The organism is Microbacterium gilvum (assembly GCF_039543865.1).
In the GTDB taxonomy this organism is placed as follows: Bacteria; Actinomycetota; Actinomycetes; order Actinomycetales; family Microbacteriaceae; genus Microbacterium; species Microbacterium gilvum.
The window spans coordinates 61967-75041 of record NZ_BAABKO010000007.1 but is presented as its reverse complement, the minus strand read 5'-3'; the positions used below and the strand labels follow the sequence as shown (position 1 = coordinate 75041).

Sequence of the window (13075 nt, the reverse complement as noted above, 5' to 3'; positions counted from 1 at the left end):
GCTTGGGGAGGGCCGGGGCGGGCCGTCCAATCACCGGATCGGATGACGGTCCATCGCAGAAGCCGATCGATCGTCGCGATGTCCCCGCCGCCGCGCGACGGCGGCGGCCGCCGAGACGAGAAGAGGACACGTCGCGATGCCGCGACGTGTCCTCTCGTTGCGCCCTGTGACGCCCGCGGGCGCCGGGTTACGGGGCGGGAGGAGCCTCCGGCGTGGGCCGCGCGGGCTCGGCGGGCGCAGCGGGAGCCGGCGCCTCGTCCTGCCGGCCCGCGGCCATCCCGCGACCGATCGCATGCCCCTGGATCACGGCGGCGAGGTCGACGCCCGTCGCCGCGCGGACGCTGTCGAACATGGAGCGCATGCCGGCGGCGGTCTCGCCCGCCAGGTGGCCGGAGGCGCCGTCTCCGCCGGTGCCGGAGAGCACGGTGACGCTGCCGACGTTTGCGTAGCCCTTGGCGAACTCCGTCATCATCGGCACGAGGGCGTCCAGCGCGCGCTGCGCGAGGAAGGCGTCCTGGTTCTTCGCGAGAGCGGCCGCCTCCGCCTCGATCGCGGACGCCTTCGCCTCGCCCTCGACCCGGATGGCCTCGGCGTCGGCCTCCGCCTTGATGCGGATGGCCCGCGCCTCCTGCTCGGCGATCTGCGCCTCGGCCTCGGCCTCCTTCACGCGCGCGTAGGCGTCGGCGTCCGCCCGCTTCTGGCGCTCGTACAGGGCGGCGTCGGCCACGCGCTTGACGTCGGCGTCGAGCTCGGCCTGCTTGTTCTCGGCCTCCTGCATGAGGACGCCCTGCTGAGCCTTCGCGCGCGCGAGCGCCTCGGCCTGCTCGGCCTCCGCGCGCGCCTGGCCGACGTCGGCCGCGGCCGCGGCCGAGTTGCGGTCGAACGCGGTCTGCTCGATGAGCGTCTCCTCGCTCGTCGCGATCTCGCGCGCCTTGATCTCGCGCTCCGCGTTGATGCGGGCGATCTCGGCCTGCCGCTTGACCTTCGAGACCTCCTCGGCACCGAGCGCCTCGATGTAGCCGTTCTGGTCGGTGATGCCCTGGATCTGGAAGCTGTCGAGCACGAGTCCCTGGTCCTCGAGGTCGCTCTTGATGAGCGCCGCGATCTGATCCGAGAGCTCCTGCCGGTCGCGCATGAGCTGCTCGACCGTGAGCGTCGCGACGACGCCGCGCAGCGCGCCCTCGAGCTGCTCGGTCGTGAACACCTCGATCGCGTCGTCCTGCGAGACGAACCGCTCGGCGGCGCTCGCGATGGCCTCGGGTGTGGAGCCGATCTTGACGAGCGCGACACCCGTGACGTCGACCGTCACGCCCTGGATCGACTGCGCTGTGGGCTTCACCATGATCTGGCGGGCCCGCAGCGAGAGCGTCTCGGAGCGCTGCGTGATCGGGTTGACGACGGCGCCGCCGCCGCGGATGACGGCCACGTTCGACGAGGTGCCGTCCTTGGCCTTCTGCTTCTTGCCGACGATGATGAGCGCCTCGTCCGCGCGCGCCACCTTGTACCAGGCCCGCAGCACGAGCGTGCCGACGAGCGCCGCGACGATGACGACGACGACCACGACGCCGATGACGACCGCGAGCCCCACTCCGCCCGCTGTGGCCAGGATGCCTTCCATGGACTACCCCCTTCGGCCGTCCGCGGCGCGCCGGGTTCCGGCGCGTCGGGCGCGGACGGTCTCCCGTCCACCCTATCGACGGGCTATGCGGACTCCTCCGCGAGATCCGCGGTCGCCGGCCCCTCCAGCACGGTGCCCTCCGGCGAGAACCGCGAAGCGTGCAGGGGGCAGTCCCAGCTGCGTTCCGCGCCGTTCCACCGCAGGACGCCGCCGAGGTGGGTGCACACGGCCGACACGGCGCAGACCCGGCCGTCGACACGAGAGACCCCGACGGGGCGCGCGCCCCGTCTCACGATCCTCCCCTCGCCCTCGGCGAGCTCGGCTCCGTCGTCTCCCGATACGAGGGCGTCGGCCCAGCCGGCCGCCATCGCCCCGGCGGCCTTGGCGTTGGCGCCCACCGCCGTCGCGACGTCGCGCACGCCGATCCTCGGGGCGCGGAGGGCCGCCGCCCACGACGGCTCGTCGCCGGCGATCGCCCCGGCGATCGCGAGCGCCGCCGCGACGGCGTTCGTCATGCCCCACTTGTCGTACCCCGTCGCGGCGTGCACCCGCTCGCCGGGCTCGGCCCCCGCGAACGGCACCCGCGTGACCGTGCGGTAGTCCTGCGCCGCCCACCACGTCACGCGCCGAGCTCCGGGGAAGTGCCGGCGCACCCATCCGTCGAGCTCGTCGAGCACGGGCCCCGACCCGTGCGGCGACCCCGTCCGATACCCGCCGCCGCCCGCGATGAGCAGCGTGCCGCCGCGTCCGTCCTCCGTCGTCCGGAGGGACCGTGCCTGCGGGTCGACCGAGAGGAACATCCCCTGCGGCGGGTCGATCCCCGCGTACGCCGCGGCGATCGACCGGGAGGGCTCGAGCCGTGCGAAGAACCCGGCGCGGTCGATGACGGGAGACCCCGTCGCGACGACGAGATGGGCGGCGTCGATCGCTCCGCGCGTCGTCGAGACCCGGACCCCGGAATCGAGATCGTCGACGCCCACGACGCGGCATCCCTCGACGATGCCGCCGCCCCGTCGGCGGAGCTCCGCGGCGAGCGCGGCGAGGAGACGGAGGGGATGCAGGGCAGCCTGGTCGTCCATCCTCAAGGCGCGCGCGACGGGGAACGGCAGGCCCGCGTCGACCACGGGCTGCCAGGGGGCCGTGACGCCCGCCGCGGCGAGCGCCTCCGCCTCGCGCTCGAGGGCGGCCTCCCCCTCCGGCGTCGTGGCATAGGAGAATGCCGCCTCCCGCCGGAGCGCGTCGGCGGGGGCGTTCTCCCGCACCCAGGCCGCGGCCTCGCGCTGCGCTGCGGCGTAGGCCCTGAGCGCGTCGTCCCCCGCATGCGCCCGGATCTGCCCGTAGACCGAGCCCTGCAGGAGGGAGAGCTTCGCCGTCGTGTTGCCCGTCGCCGCCGCGCCGACGCGGTGCGCCTCGCACACTGCGACGCGGTGCCCCGCCCGCGCGAGCAGCACGGCCGTCGCGAGCCCCGTGAGGCCCGCACCGGCGACGACGACGTCGGGACGGAGGATGTGCTCCTCGTCGACGACGAAGGCGGGCGCCGTCCGCCGCCAGATCGCCTCGGGTCGTTCCGCTGCCTCGCTCATCGTGCTCCTCTCGTCCTGCCCGACCCTGGTCCGGACGAGCCGCGGGCGACAGGCGGTTGACATGCCGCGAGCTCGCCCGTATCGGCCGTACGAGCCGCTCTGTCAACCCCTGGCACGGCACGATCCAGCGGCGCACGCTGGAGGCATCCGAACGCAGAGGAGGAGGACCTCATGGCGAACGTCGAGGGAGTCGATCCCGACATCCAGACCAGGCCCGCTCGCGTGCCGGAGCACAGGGACGTGCCAGACGACGCGACGATCGACGCGCTCGAGGACGAGGTGGATCCCGAGGAGCTGGCCGACGACAGGGGCCCGCTCCCCGACGGCGCGGCGCGTCGTCCCGCGCTGCCCGACGACGAGCGTGCGGCCGACGACGGCTACACGGGCGAAGAGGACGCCCTTCGGGGCGACGACGAGGACGCGCGCTGACGGCGCGCGGACGGGAGGAGAGACGATGACGGAGAGCGAAGCGGGCGGCCCGCCCCTCGAGGACGTGCCGGCGGGTCGCGGGGGCGCGGACAGCGGGTCCGCCGAAGTCGTCGGGGTCGAAGGCGAGGCGCCGGGGTCGCCCGACGAGGGCGAGCAGAACGACGTCGCGGGCGTCGGACCGGCAGAGCCCTCCCCCGGCCGTCAGACGGAGCCCCGCGAGGACGTCCACACGACGACGGACGACGAGCGCCTGCGCGGCATCGTGGCGCAGGTGCAGGGCGATATCGCGATCGGCAACCTGTCCCCCGACGACGCCGTGGGGATGGTCGCCGCACGACTGCGCGACGCGGGCATCGCGGCGGACGGCGACGACCTCGAGCGCATCGCTCGCGAGACGGTCGAGCGCGACGCGCCCACGCTCGTCGACGACGCCGAGCCGGGCGCCGGCGCCTGAGAGCGCGCGGTCGGCCGCCCCGGGTGGGCGGCCGACCGCGCGCCTAGACTGGAGGCCATGCCCGATCCCTCTGCCTCCGCGACCGCCGGCGTCACCCCACGCCGCATCACCGTGCTCGATCTGCTCCGCTTCGCGAGCGAGCTCGTGGCCGTGATCGCCCTGGCCGTGTGGGGGTTCCTCGCCTGGGCGTTCCCCTGGAACGTCGTCGTGGGGATCGGGGCGCCCGTCCTCGCGGCGATCGTGTGGGCGCTGTTCGTCTCTCCGAAGGCCGTCGTCGCCGTGCACCCCTTCGTCCGCGCGGTCGTGGAGCTGTGCATCTTCCTCGCGGCGACGATCGCGCTATGGGGGCTCGGGCAGCCGTGGGCCGGCCTCGTGTTCGCGCTGTTCGCGATCGTCGTGGGCCTCCTCCACAACCGCCGCTCCCTGTCATGACCGACCTGACATGACCGACGTGGTCGCGCGTCTGCGCGCCGCGGTGGGCGACCGCGTCGACACCGGAGCGGCCGCCCGCGAAGCCGCCCGCGCCGACAAGTCGGGCTTCCGCGCCGATGCCCGACCGCTCGCCGTCGTGCATGCCGCGTCGACGGCCGACGTGCAGGCGGTGCTCCGCATCGCGCACGAGACGCGCACTCCCGTCGTCGCACGCGGCGCGGGCACGGGGCTCGCGGGCGGGGCCAACGCGGGCGCGGGCGAGATCGCGCTCTCGCTGCGCGGCATGGACCGGATCCTGGAGGTCTCGCCCGACGACCTCGTCGCGGTCGTCGAGCCCGGTGTCGTCAACGCCGATCTGAACGCCGCGCTCGCGCCGCACGGACTGTGGTGGGCGCCCGACCCCGCCAGCCGTGCGATCTCGACGGTCGGCGGCAACATCGCCACGGGCGCGGGCGGACTCCTGTGCGCGAAGTACGGCGTCGTCCGCGACGCCGTCCTCGGCCTCGACGTCGTGCTCGCCGACGGACGCCTCATCCGCACCGGCCACCGCAGCGTGAAGGGCGTCACGGGGCTCGACCTCACGGCGCTCCTCATCGGCTCCGAGGGCACGCTCGGCATCGTCGTCGGGGCGACCCTCAAGCTGCGACGGCTCGTCCAGGGCGAGGTCTGCACGCTCACCGCGGTGTTCCCCGACGTGCGCGCCGCTGCCGCGGCGTCAGCCGCGGTCACGGCGACGGGTGCGCAGCCGGCCGTCATGGAGCTCCTCGACGCGGCAGCGGTCGCCGCGGTGAGCGCCCACCTCGGGCAGGTCGTCGGGGCGCCCGGATCCGCCCAGCTGACCGTGCAGACCGACGGCCCGGCGGCGGCGGCCGAGGCGGAGGCGATCGCGGCCGTGCTCGCGCGCGGGGGCGGCGACGTCTCCCTCACCCGCGACAGGGAGGAGGGCGAGCGCCTGCTCGCGTTCCGCCGCGCCATGCACCCCGCCATCGAGGCGCGGGGGACGGCGCTCATCGAGGACGTCTCCGTGCCGCGCAGCCGGCTGCCCGAGATGTTCGACGAGATCGCGCGCGTCGAACGGCAGCACGGCGTCGCCATCCCCACTGTCGCGCACGCGGGCGACGGCAACCTGCATCCCAACTTCGTCTTCGACGGCGCAGAGGTGCCGCAGCGCATCTGGGACGCCGCGGACGACCTCTTCCGCGCAGCGCTCCGGCTCGGCGGCACGCTCACGGGCGAGCACGGCGTCGGCGTCCTGAAGCGACGCTGGCTCGCCGACGAGCTCGGTGACGACCAGTGGCGCCTGCAGCGCGACATCGCGCGCGTGTTCGACCCCCACGGCATCCTCAATCCCGGCAAGGTGTTCGCGCCGGAGTCATGAGCCCTCCCCCGCACGAGGGAACCCCCGGTCACGCCGCGTCATATCGAAGGTTGTGCGTGCGCTGAACGTTGCCTATGATTCCCCGAGGACGCGACTCGCGCGTCCGAACGGCCGTCGCGCCATCGTTCCACCGGGGGATCACCGCATGAAGAAGACCGTCCTCGCCGCCGCATCCGCGGCGTCGATCGCCCTGCTCGCCGTCGGCGCCGCGCCGGCGTCTGCCTCCGAGGGCCAGACCGCAGAAGACCTCACGACGCTCACCGCCGAGCAGCTCGTCGCCGCTCTCGTGGGCGACGACACCCCCGTCAGCAACATCGTGTACACCGGCGCGCCTGAGGCCGCCGGCCGCGTGGACGGCCTCGGCCCGGCGCTCGAGGTCAACGCCGGCATCGCGCTCTCGACGGGTGCGCTCGTCGCGACGGACTACGACGACTCGTCGATCCTCGGCCCGAACAACACCGCCTCCGCATCGGCGTCGAACGGAGCAGAGGGCGACGCGGACCTCGACGCGATCGTCGCGCCGACCACGACGCAGGACGCCGCGGTGCTGGAGTTCGACTTCGTCCCGGCCTCCTCGAACGTCACCTTCACGTACGTGTTCGGCTCCGAGGAGTACCTCGACTACGTCGGCTCGGACTACAACGACGTCTTCGCCTTCTACGTGAACGGCGAGAACCACGCCCTCATCGACAGCGGGCAGCCCGAGCTGTTCCCGATCTCGGTGAACACGATCAACCCCGACATCAACTACCACCTCTTCCGCGACAACACGGTCGAGCCGGCGCCGTATGACACCCAGTTCAACGGCTTCACCGTGCCGCTGACGTTCGAGGCGCCCGTGAACGCGGGCCAGACGAACCACATCAAGCTCGCGATCGCCGACGCGGGCGACGGGATCTACGACTCGTCGGTCGTCATCGAGTCGGGCTCCTTCGCCTCCATCGCCGCACCCGTCGCCGAGGCGCAGACGGTCTCCACGACCGTGAACACGCCGCTCGACATCGTGCTGTCGGCCACCGACGCCGACACCGCGGCCGACGCGCTCTCGTACGAGATCGTCGACCAGGTCGCCGCCGAGCACGGAACCCTGTCGGAGCTCTCGGGCGCCGCGTTGCAGTTCACGCCCGCGGAGGGCTTCCTCGGGCAGACCAGCTTCACGTTCCGCGCCTTCGACGGTGCGCTGTGGTCGGAGCCGGCGACCGTGACGATCGACGTCGTCGAGCCCGCCGCCCCCGGCACACCGGAGCCCACCGAGCCCGCCCCGACGGAGCCGGCACCCACCGAGCCCGCGCCGACCGAGCCCGCCCCGAGCGAGCCCGCGCCGACGCCGACCGAGAGCGCTCCGGCGCCCGCCGAGACGCCCGCCCCCTCGTCGCCGGCCCCTGCGCCGTCGAACCCCGCGCCGTCGAACCCCGACAAGCCTTTGGCCCCCACGGGCGGCGAGACCACGACGGTGCTCGCGGTCTCCGCGCTCGGACTCGGGCTCGCCGGCACGTTCGCGCTGATGCTGCGCCGCCGCCGCGCCTGACGCGCGCATGACGGCGAGAGGGCCGGAGGCACACGCCTCCGGCCCTCTCGCCGTGTTCGGCCCTCTCGCCGTCGCTGCAGGGCCCTCGGCCCTGCAGCTCAGCTCGCGAGCGCAAGGCGGATGGCCAGGGCGGCATCCTCGTCGGCCGTCTCGTAGGCGACGCCGCCCGCGCCCGACGCGGAGCCCAGGCCGATCGGCACGTCGTCGACCACGACGCGCTTCGCCGACGCGTGCACCGCGTCGACGCCCGCGGCTGCGACGCGCCGCGCCGTGACGGCGTCCACTCCTCCGCCCGCCATGATCTGCACGCAACCGGCCGCGCGCTCGACGAGCGCGCGCAGCTCCGCCAGGGCGTCGACGGCGCGCGAGGCGCCGCCCGAGGTGAGCACCCTCGTGATGCCGAGCTCCGCGAGCGCGTCGAGTGCGGCCATCCGGTCGGAGACGGTGTCGAACGCGCGGTGGAAGGTCACCTCGCGCCCGTCCGCCGCGTCGATGCACGCGCGCACGAGGTCGGCGTCGGCCGTTCCGGCCGCCGTGCCTCCCACGACGACGCCCGCGGCGCCCTCCCGTACCGCCCACCGCACGTCGGCGACCATGAGCGCACGGTCGTCCGGATCGTAGGCGAACCCGCCTGCGCGAGGGCGCACGAGCACGTGCACGGGCGTGCCGGAGCCGACGGCCCGCTCGAGCACGGCGGGGGACGGCGTCAATCCGCCGAGGGCGAGCGCGGAGGCGAGCTCGACGCGGTCGGCGCCGACACGCGCGGCCACGGCGATGCCGGCCGCATCCTGGACGGCCAGCTCGAAGGCGGTCATCCTCAGATGCCCTGCCAGCCGGGCTTGTGCTCCCACGCGTACCGGTAGTAGTCGGCGTCTCGGAGGGCGGAGGCGGCCGCCTCGTCGACGACGACCGTGACGTGCGGATGGAGCTGGACCGCGGAGCCGGGGAGGGAGGCGGTGACCGGCCCCTCGACGGCGCCCGCGACGGCGTCGGCCTTGCCCGCCCCGAAGGCGAGCAGCACGAGGTGCCGCGCGGCGAGGATGGTCCCGAGCCCCTGCGTGATGCAGTGCATCGGCACGTCGTCGATCGTGTCGAAGAAGCGCGCGTTGTCCTCGCGCGTCTGCCGCGTGAGGGTCTTCACGCGCGTGCGCGAGGCGAAGGACGATCCCGGCTCGTTGAAGCCGATGTGCCCGTCCGTGCCGATGCCCAGGATCTGCAGGTCGACGCCGCCCGCCGCCGCGATGGCCGCCTCGTACTCCTCCCCTGCGTGCGCGATGCCGTCGAGCGAGCCGGAGGGCGTGCGGACGAGTGCGGGGTCGAGACCCAGCGGCTCGACGACCTCGCGCGTGATGACGGAGCGGTACGACTCGGGATGGGCGGGGTCGAGGCCGACGTACTCGTCGAGCGCGAAGCCCCGCACGCGCGACACGTTGACTCCGGCGAGGCGCGGCGGGAGCGCCTCGTAGACCGGCAGCGGCGTCGAGCCGGTGGCGAGCCCCAGCACGGCGTCTGGCCGCGTGCGGATGAGCCGCGCGATCTCGTCGGCGACGAGACCGCCGGCCGCTGCGGCGTCGGGGACGATGATGATCTCGGCCATGGGGCCAGCCTTTCAGACGAGGACGCGGGCGTCGAGGAGTGCGGCGCCGAGCGCCGCGGCGGGGGACGCGGAGGGAAGCATCTCGACGCGGGTGTCGAGATGCAGCGAACGGAGGAACGGCGACGTCGCGGACGATCGCCTGAGCTCGTCGGCGATCGCGGAGCGCAGCCGTTCGCCGAGGCCGGCGACCCCGCCCGTGACGACGAGGCGATCGGGGTCGACCGCGAGGGCGAGCAGGCGGATGGCGGCGGCGGCCCCGCGTGCGACATCGCCGCGCAGGCGGATGGCCGAGGGATCTCCGGCATCGGCCGCGTCGAAGATCTCGCGCACGGTGTCGCCGGGGCGCCCCCATCGGGCGGACACCGCCGCGCCGCCGGCGAGCGTCTCGATGCAGCCGGTCTGACCGCACCGGCACGACGGCCCCGCGGGGTCGACGGCGACGTGCCCGATCTCGCCCGCGGCGCCGTGACGACCGCACAGCAGCGCCCCGTCCGCGACGATGCCCGCCGCGACGCCCGTGCCCAGGTTGAGGAGCGCGAGCGAGCCAGTGCCGTCGCCAAGCGCGTGGGCGCCGAGCGCGGCCGCCTTGACGTCGTTCTCGACCGCGACCGGGACGTCGAACAGCGTCGAGACGGCGTCGGCGAGGGCGAGCTCCTCGACGCCGAGGTTGACGGCGTGGCGGACGACCCCGCCGTGCGCCTGTCCGGGCACGCCGATCCCGATGGCGGCGACCGCGGCGCCGCCGCGGTCGAGGCGGAGGATCGCGTCGCGGATCGAGTCGACGACGCCGTCTGCTCCGCCGCGCGTCGCGGAGCGGCGGCGCGCCACCACGGCACCCGCGTCGTCGAGGGCGACGGCGTCGATCTTCGTGCCGCCCACATCGAGCCCGATGCGGACGGCCGTCGGCGCGGCGGTCATCCCTTGACCGCCCCCGCGACCATGCCCTGGGCCATGCGGCCCTGCACGACGAGGAAGAAGATCACGACGGGGATCGCGCAGAGCGTCGAGCCCGCCATGATCGCCGCCCAGTCGGTCTCCTTCGTCGCCTGGACGAATGCGCGCAGCCACACCGGGAGGGTCCGCGCCTCCGGGCGCGTCATGAGGACGAGCGCGTAGATGAACTCGTTCCACGCCTGGATGAAGGCGAACACCCCGGTCGCGGCGAGACCGGGCCCGAGCAGCGGGAACGTGACGCGCCAGAAGGCGCCCATGCGAGTGCATCCGTCGACCATCGCGGCCTCCTCCAGCTCGGCCGGGACCCCGTTCACGAAGCCCCGCAGCGTCCAGATCGTGAACGGGAGCACCATGGCGACGTACACGAGGACGAGACCGACGGCCGAGTTCAGCAGCTGCCAGCCGTCGAGCACCCGGTAGGTGGAGATGATGAGCGCCTCGACGGGGATCATCTGGATCACGAGGACGCCGACGATGAGTCCGCGGCGGCTGCGGAAGCGGAAGCGGCTGAGCGCGAGCGCGGCGAGGAACGCGAACAGCAGCGCGAACGCGACGGCCGCGAGGGTGACGAGCACGCTCATCCCGAGCGCGGGCAGGAAAGCGATGCTGCCGGAGGGCTCCGTGACGACGCCGACGTAGTTCTCGATCGTGAAGAGGTCGGGCCACCAGTGCGGCGTCGACGAGCTCACCGCCGATGCGGGCAGGAGCGAGGAGTTGACCATCCAGTACACGGGGAAGACGCTCGCGGCGAACACGACGACCGCCGCCGCGTTGAGGGCGAGGCGCGCGACGGCGCGACGCGGCCGGGTCATGCGCGGGCCTCCTCGTCGCGGAGCGTCTGGACGACGTAGTACCCCGACACCGCCATCATGAGCACGACCAGGATGACCGAGATCGCGCCTGCCGCCCCCTGGTCGCCGCCCGCCGTGGCGGTGGCGTAGATGTAGACGCCGATCGTGTTGGTCTCCTCGCGGAGTCCGCCGATCGTCTGCAGCGCGTAGATCTGCGTGAAGACGCGCATGTCCCAGATGACCTGCAGGATGAGCAGGACGACGAGCACGCCGCGCACGTACGGCACCGTCACGAGCCGGAAGCGCTGCCATCCCGTCGCCCCGTCGAGCGCCGCCGCCTCGAGCACCTCGCCGGGCACCTGGGTGAGGGCGGCGAACGTCGTGAAGGCGACGAAGGGCACCGCCATCCACGTCACGATGATCGTGGCGACGAAGAAGAACCCGAGCGGATCGACGAGCCATGAGTGGCCCGTGAGGTCCCACGGGGTGAGCGCCGTGACGACGTGGTTCACGAGCCCCGCGCGGGTGTCGAAGATCCAGCCCCACACCGTCGTCGCCGAGATGGGCGGCATCGCCCACGCGAGGAGGAGGCCGATGGAGACGAGGCCCTTCATGCCGCGGCCGAGCCGCGTCATGAGCACCGCGACGCCCACGCCGAGCGCCATCGTGAGGGCGACGTTCACCAGGCAGAAGGCCACGCTGCGAGAGAGCACCGCCCAGAACTGTGGGTCGGCGAGCACCGCGACGTAGTTGTCGAGCCCGACGAACGCGGGCGGCGCGCCGAAGATCTGCGCGCGTCCGAACTCCTGGAAGGACATGACGACGAGCTGGACGAGCGGCCATCCGGTCAGCGCCGCGACGACGACGCCGGCGGGCAGGAGGAGGAGAGCGGGTCCGCGGAGGAACGGCGTACGCCGCGGACGACGCGGCGGGCGGACGGGAGAGGGGGCCGCGGAGGGCGCCGCCTCGGCGAGGAGCGACATGGAGTGCCTTTCGGGGGCCGTGCGCGGCGCGGCGAGCGCCGCGCACGGCCGAGGGGTCAGCCGTTGAGGATGGCCTCGATGTCGGCGTCGAGCTCGGCGGCGAGGGAGGGGATGTCGCCGCCCGACGCGATCTGGACGAAGAAGTCCTGCAGCAGCTGGGCGGCCTCCACGTCGGCCCACTTGGGCGAGGCGGGGGTGAGCTTCGCGTTCGCCGCCGCCTCCGCGACGACGGCCGCGAGCTCGGGCGTGGCCGCGGCGACCTCGCCGCCGAGCGACTGCAGCGCGGGCACGAGGCCCGCACCGGCGAGGATCGACTGGTACTCCTCGCTCAGCATGATCTCGACGGCGCTGCGGGCGAGCTCCTGGTTCTGCGAGGCGGCAGGGATGGCGATGTTCGAGCCGCCCGCGAACACCTGCGCCGCCCCGCCGTCCGCACCGGGGAGCGCGAAGGAGCCGAGCGACTCCGACAGTGCGGTCTCCGCCTGATCCTCGTCGGCGACGATCGACCAGTACGCCCAGCTCGGCGCCGACAGGGTCGCGGCCTGCTCCTCGCGGAACGGCACCCACGCCTCGGTCTCGTCGCCGTCCTTGGGCGCCTGCGACGACGCCATGAGCGTCGCCACCTGCTCGAGCCCGGCGATCGACTCCGGGCTCGACAGCTGCGCGTCCCACTCGTCGCCGTCGAGGACGGCGACCTCGCCGCCGTTCTCCCAGATGAACGGGAGCGCGTTGTACCAGTCCTTGCCGGGGTACCACACGCCGGAGACGCCCGTCGCCTCGGCGAGCGCCGTCGCGTTCGCGACGTACTCGTCGAGCGTTTTGGGGACCTCGACGCCCGCCTCGGCGTACATGCCCGTGTTGTAGAACACGACGCGGGAGCCCGAGTAGTACGGGGCCGCGTAGAAGGCGCCGTCGTAGCTGCCCGCCTCGACGAAGCCGGGCAGCAGGTCGTCCCCGCCGAGCGTCTCGTAGAGGTCGGAGAGGTCGGAGAACGCGCCGGCCGAGGTGAATGCGGCCGCCTGCGTGTTGCCCACCTCGACGACGTCGGGGCTCTCCGATCCCGACATCGCCGTCGTCAGGAGGTCGACGAGGCCCGTCCACTGCTGCTCCTCGATGACGAGGGCGGCACCCTCGTTCTCCGCTTCGAAGGTGTCGACGAGGTAGTCGCGCGCCTCCTGCGGGGTGTCGGTTCCGACGAGCCAGACGCGCAGCTCGGCGCCGTCGGCACCGGCGCCGTCGTCGCTCGAGGGGGTGCCGCCCGCGCATCCGGCGAGCGCGAGAGCCGAGGCGCCGAGGAGGGCGCCGATCAGCTTCCTGTTCTTCATGGG

At 73.7% G+C, this 13075-nt stretch carries 13 protein-coding genes; 5 read left to right on the top strand and 8 right to left on the bottom strand.

Features of this window, described 5'->3' with window-relative positions; genetic code table 11:
• Window positions 1-187: 187 nt before the first annotated feature.
• Both ABD998_RS16665 and ABD998_RS16660 read right to left on the bottom strand, forming a co-directional pair.
• Window positions 188-1618 carry an SPFH domain-containing protein gene (locus ABD998_RS16665; protein ID WP_345441795.1) on the bottom strand — a complete coding sequence of 477 codons (1431 nt, stop codon included), beginning with the start codon at window positions 1616-1618 and terminating at the stop codon, window positions 188-190.
• 83 nt (window positions 1619-1701) lie between these two features.
• Window positions 1702-3201 carry an FAD-dependent oxidoreductase gene (locus ABD998_RS16660; RefSeq protein ID WP_345441792.1) on the bottom strand — a complete coding sequence of 500 codons (1500 nt, stop codon included), beginning with the start codon at window positions 3199-3201 and terminating at the stop codon, window positions 1702-1704.
• Window positions 3202-3372: 171 nt separating this feature from the next.
• Here ABD998_RS16660 and ABD998_RS16655 point away from each other — a divergent pair, with 171 nt between their 5' ends.
• From ABD998_RS16655 to ABD998_RS16635, 5 genes are all read left to right on the top strand, one after another.
• Window positions 3373-3630 carry a hypothetical protein gene (locus ABD998_RS16655; RefSeq protein ID WP_345441789.1) on the top strand — a complete coding sequence of 86 codons (258 nt, stop codon included), beginning with the start codon at window positions 3373-3375 and terminating at the stop codon, window positions 3628-3630.
• Window positions 3631-3655: 25 nt separating this feature from the next.
• Window positions 3656-4084: a hypothetical protein gene (locus ABD998_RS16650; protein ID WP_345441786.1), complete on the top strand. Its 429-nt coding sequence runs from the start codon at window positions 3656-3658 to the stop codon at window positions 4082-4084.
• A gap of 57 nt (window positions 4085-4141) precedes the next feature.
• Entirely contained in the window at window positions 4142-4516 is a 375-nt protein-coding gene (locus ABD998_RS16645) for a YrdB family protein (RefSeq protein WP_345441783.1), read from the top strand.
• Between the two features lie 10 nt (window positions 4517-4526).
• Window positions 4527-5894 carry an FAD-binding oxidoreductase gene (locus tag ABD998_RS16640; RefSeq protein WP_345441781.1) on the top strand — a complete coding sequence of 456 codons (1368 nt, stop codon included), beginning with the start codon at window positions 4527-4529 and terminating at the stop codon, window positions 5892-5894.
• Window positions 5895-6039: 145 nt separating this feature from the next.
• The gene (locus tag ABD998_RS16635; RefSeq protein WP_345441779.1) at window positions 6040-7422 is read left to right on the top strand and encodes a choice-of-anchor L domain-containing protein; all 1383 of its coding nucleotides are present in this window, start codon (window positions 6040-6042) and stop codon (window positions 7420-7422) included.
• Between the two features lie 98 nt (window positions 7423-7520).
• On the opposite strand, the gene ABD998_RS16630 is transcribed toward ABD998_RS16635, so the two are convergent.
• The 6 genes from ABD998_RS16630 to ABD998_RS16605 are packed head-to-tail and all read right to left on the bottom strand — an operon-like array spanning window position 7521 to window position 13072.
• Entirely contained in the window at window positions 7521-8237 is a 717-nt protein-coding gene (locus ABD998_RS16630) for a copper homeostasis protein CutC (RefSeq protein WP_345441777.1), read from the bottom strand.
• A gap of 2 nt (window positions 8238-8239) precedes the next feature.
• The gene (locus ABD998_RS16625) at window positions 8240-9019 is read right to left on the bottom strand and encodes a glucosamine-6-phosphate deaminase (RefSeq protein ID WP_345441774.1); all 780 of its coding nucleotides are present in this window, start codon (window positions 9017-9019) and stop codon (window positions 8240-8242) included.
• 12 nt (window positions 9020-9031) lie between these two features.
• Window positions 9032-9937: an ROK family protein gene (locus ABD998_RS16620; RefSeq protein WP_345441771.1), complete on the bottom strand. Its 906-nt coding sequence runs from the start codon at window positions 9935-9937 to the stop codon at window positions 9032-9034.
• Window positions 9934-10785, bottom strand: coding sequence for a carbohydrate ABC transporter permease (locus ABD998_RS16615; protein WP_345441768.1), 852 nt, complete (start codon window positions 10783-10785; stop codon window positions 9934-9936). The genes ABD998_RS16620 and ABD998_RS16615 overlap by 4 nt, the downstream gene beginning before the upstream one ends.
• On the bottom strand, window positions 10782-11747 hold the full coding sequence (locus ABD998_RS16610; protein ID WP_345441765.1) for a carbohydrate ABC transporter permease: 966 nt from the start codon (window positions 11745-11747) through the stop codon (window positions 10782-10784). The genes ABD998_RS16615 and ABD998_RS16610 overlap by 4 nt, the downstream gene beginning before the upstream one ends.
• A gap of 56 nt (window positions 11748-11803) precedes the next feature.
• Complete coding sequence (locus tag ABD998_RS16605; RefSeq protein WP_345441761.1) at window positions 11804-13072, bottom strand: extracellular solute-binding protein; 1269 nt, start codon at window positions 13070-13072, stop codon at window positions 11804-11806.
• Window positions 13073-13075: the final 3 nt, after the last annotated feature.

What these genes read in the sequence shown, in the direction of transcription:
- ABD998_RS16660 (WP_345441792.1), bottom strand. Translation starts at nt 3,201, where the DNA reads ATGAGCGAGGCAGCGGAACGACCCGAGGCGATCTGGCGGCGGACGGCG.
- ABD998_RS16640 (WP_345441781.1), top strand. Translation starts at nt 4,527, where the DNA reads ATGACCGACGTGGTCGCGCGTCTGCGCGCCGCGGTGGGCGACCGCGTC.
- ABD998_RS16645 (WP_345441783.1), top strand. Translation starts at nt 4,142, where the DNA reads ATGCCCGATCCCTCTGCCTCCGCGACCGCCGGCGTCACCCCACGCCGC.
- ABD998_RS16630 (WP_345441777.1), bottom strand. Translation starts at nt 8,237, where the DNA reads ATGACCGCCTTCGAGCTGGCCGTCCAGGATGCGGCCGGCATCGCCGTG.
- ABD998_RS16650 (WP_345441786.1), top strand. Translation starts at nt 3,656, where the DNA reads ATGACGGAGAGCGAAGCGGGCGGCCCGCCCCTCGAGGACGTGCCGGCG.
- ABD998_RS16665 (WP_345441795.1), bottom strand. Translation starts at nt 1,618, where the DNA reads ATGGAAGGCATCCTGGCCACAGCGGGCGGAGTGGGGCTCGCGGTCGTC.
- ABD998_RS16620 (WP_345441771.1), bottom strand. Translation starts at nt 9,937, where the DNA reads ATGACCGCCGCGCCGACGGCCGTCCGCATCGGGCTCGATGTGGGCGGC.
- ABD998_RS16655 (WP_345441789.1), top strand. Translation starts at nt 3,373, where the DNA reads ATGGCGAACGTCGAGGGAGTCGATCCCGACATCCAGACCAGGCCCGCT.
- ABD998_RS16635 (WP_345441779.1), top strand. Translation starts at nt 6,040, where the DNA reads ATGAAGAAGACCGTCCTCGCCGCCGCATCCGCGGCGTCGATCGCCCTG.
- ABD998_RS16610 (WP_345441765.1), bottom strand. Translation starts at nt 11,747, where the DNA reads ATGTCGCTCCTCGCCGAGGCGGCGCCCTCCGCGGCCCCCTCTCCCGTC.
- ABD998_RS16625 (WP_345441774.1), bottom strand. Translation starts at nt 9,019, where the DNA reads ATGGCCGAGATCATCATCGTCCCCGACGCCGCAGCGGCCGGCGGTCTC.
- ABD998_RS16615 (WP_345441768.1), bottom strand. Translation starts at nt 10,785, where the DNA reads ATGACCCGGCCGCGTCGCGCCGTCGCGCGCCTCGCCCTCAACGCGGCG.
- ABD998_RS16605 (WP_345441761.1), bottom strand. Translation starts at nt 13,072, where the DNA reads ATGAAGAACAGGAAGCTGATCGGCGCCCTCCTCGGCGCCTCGGCTCTC.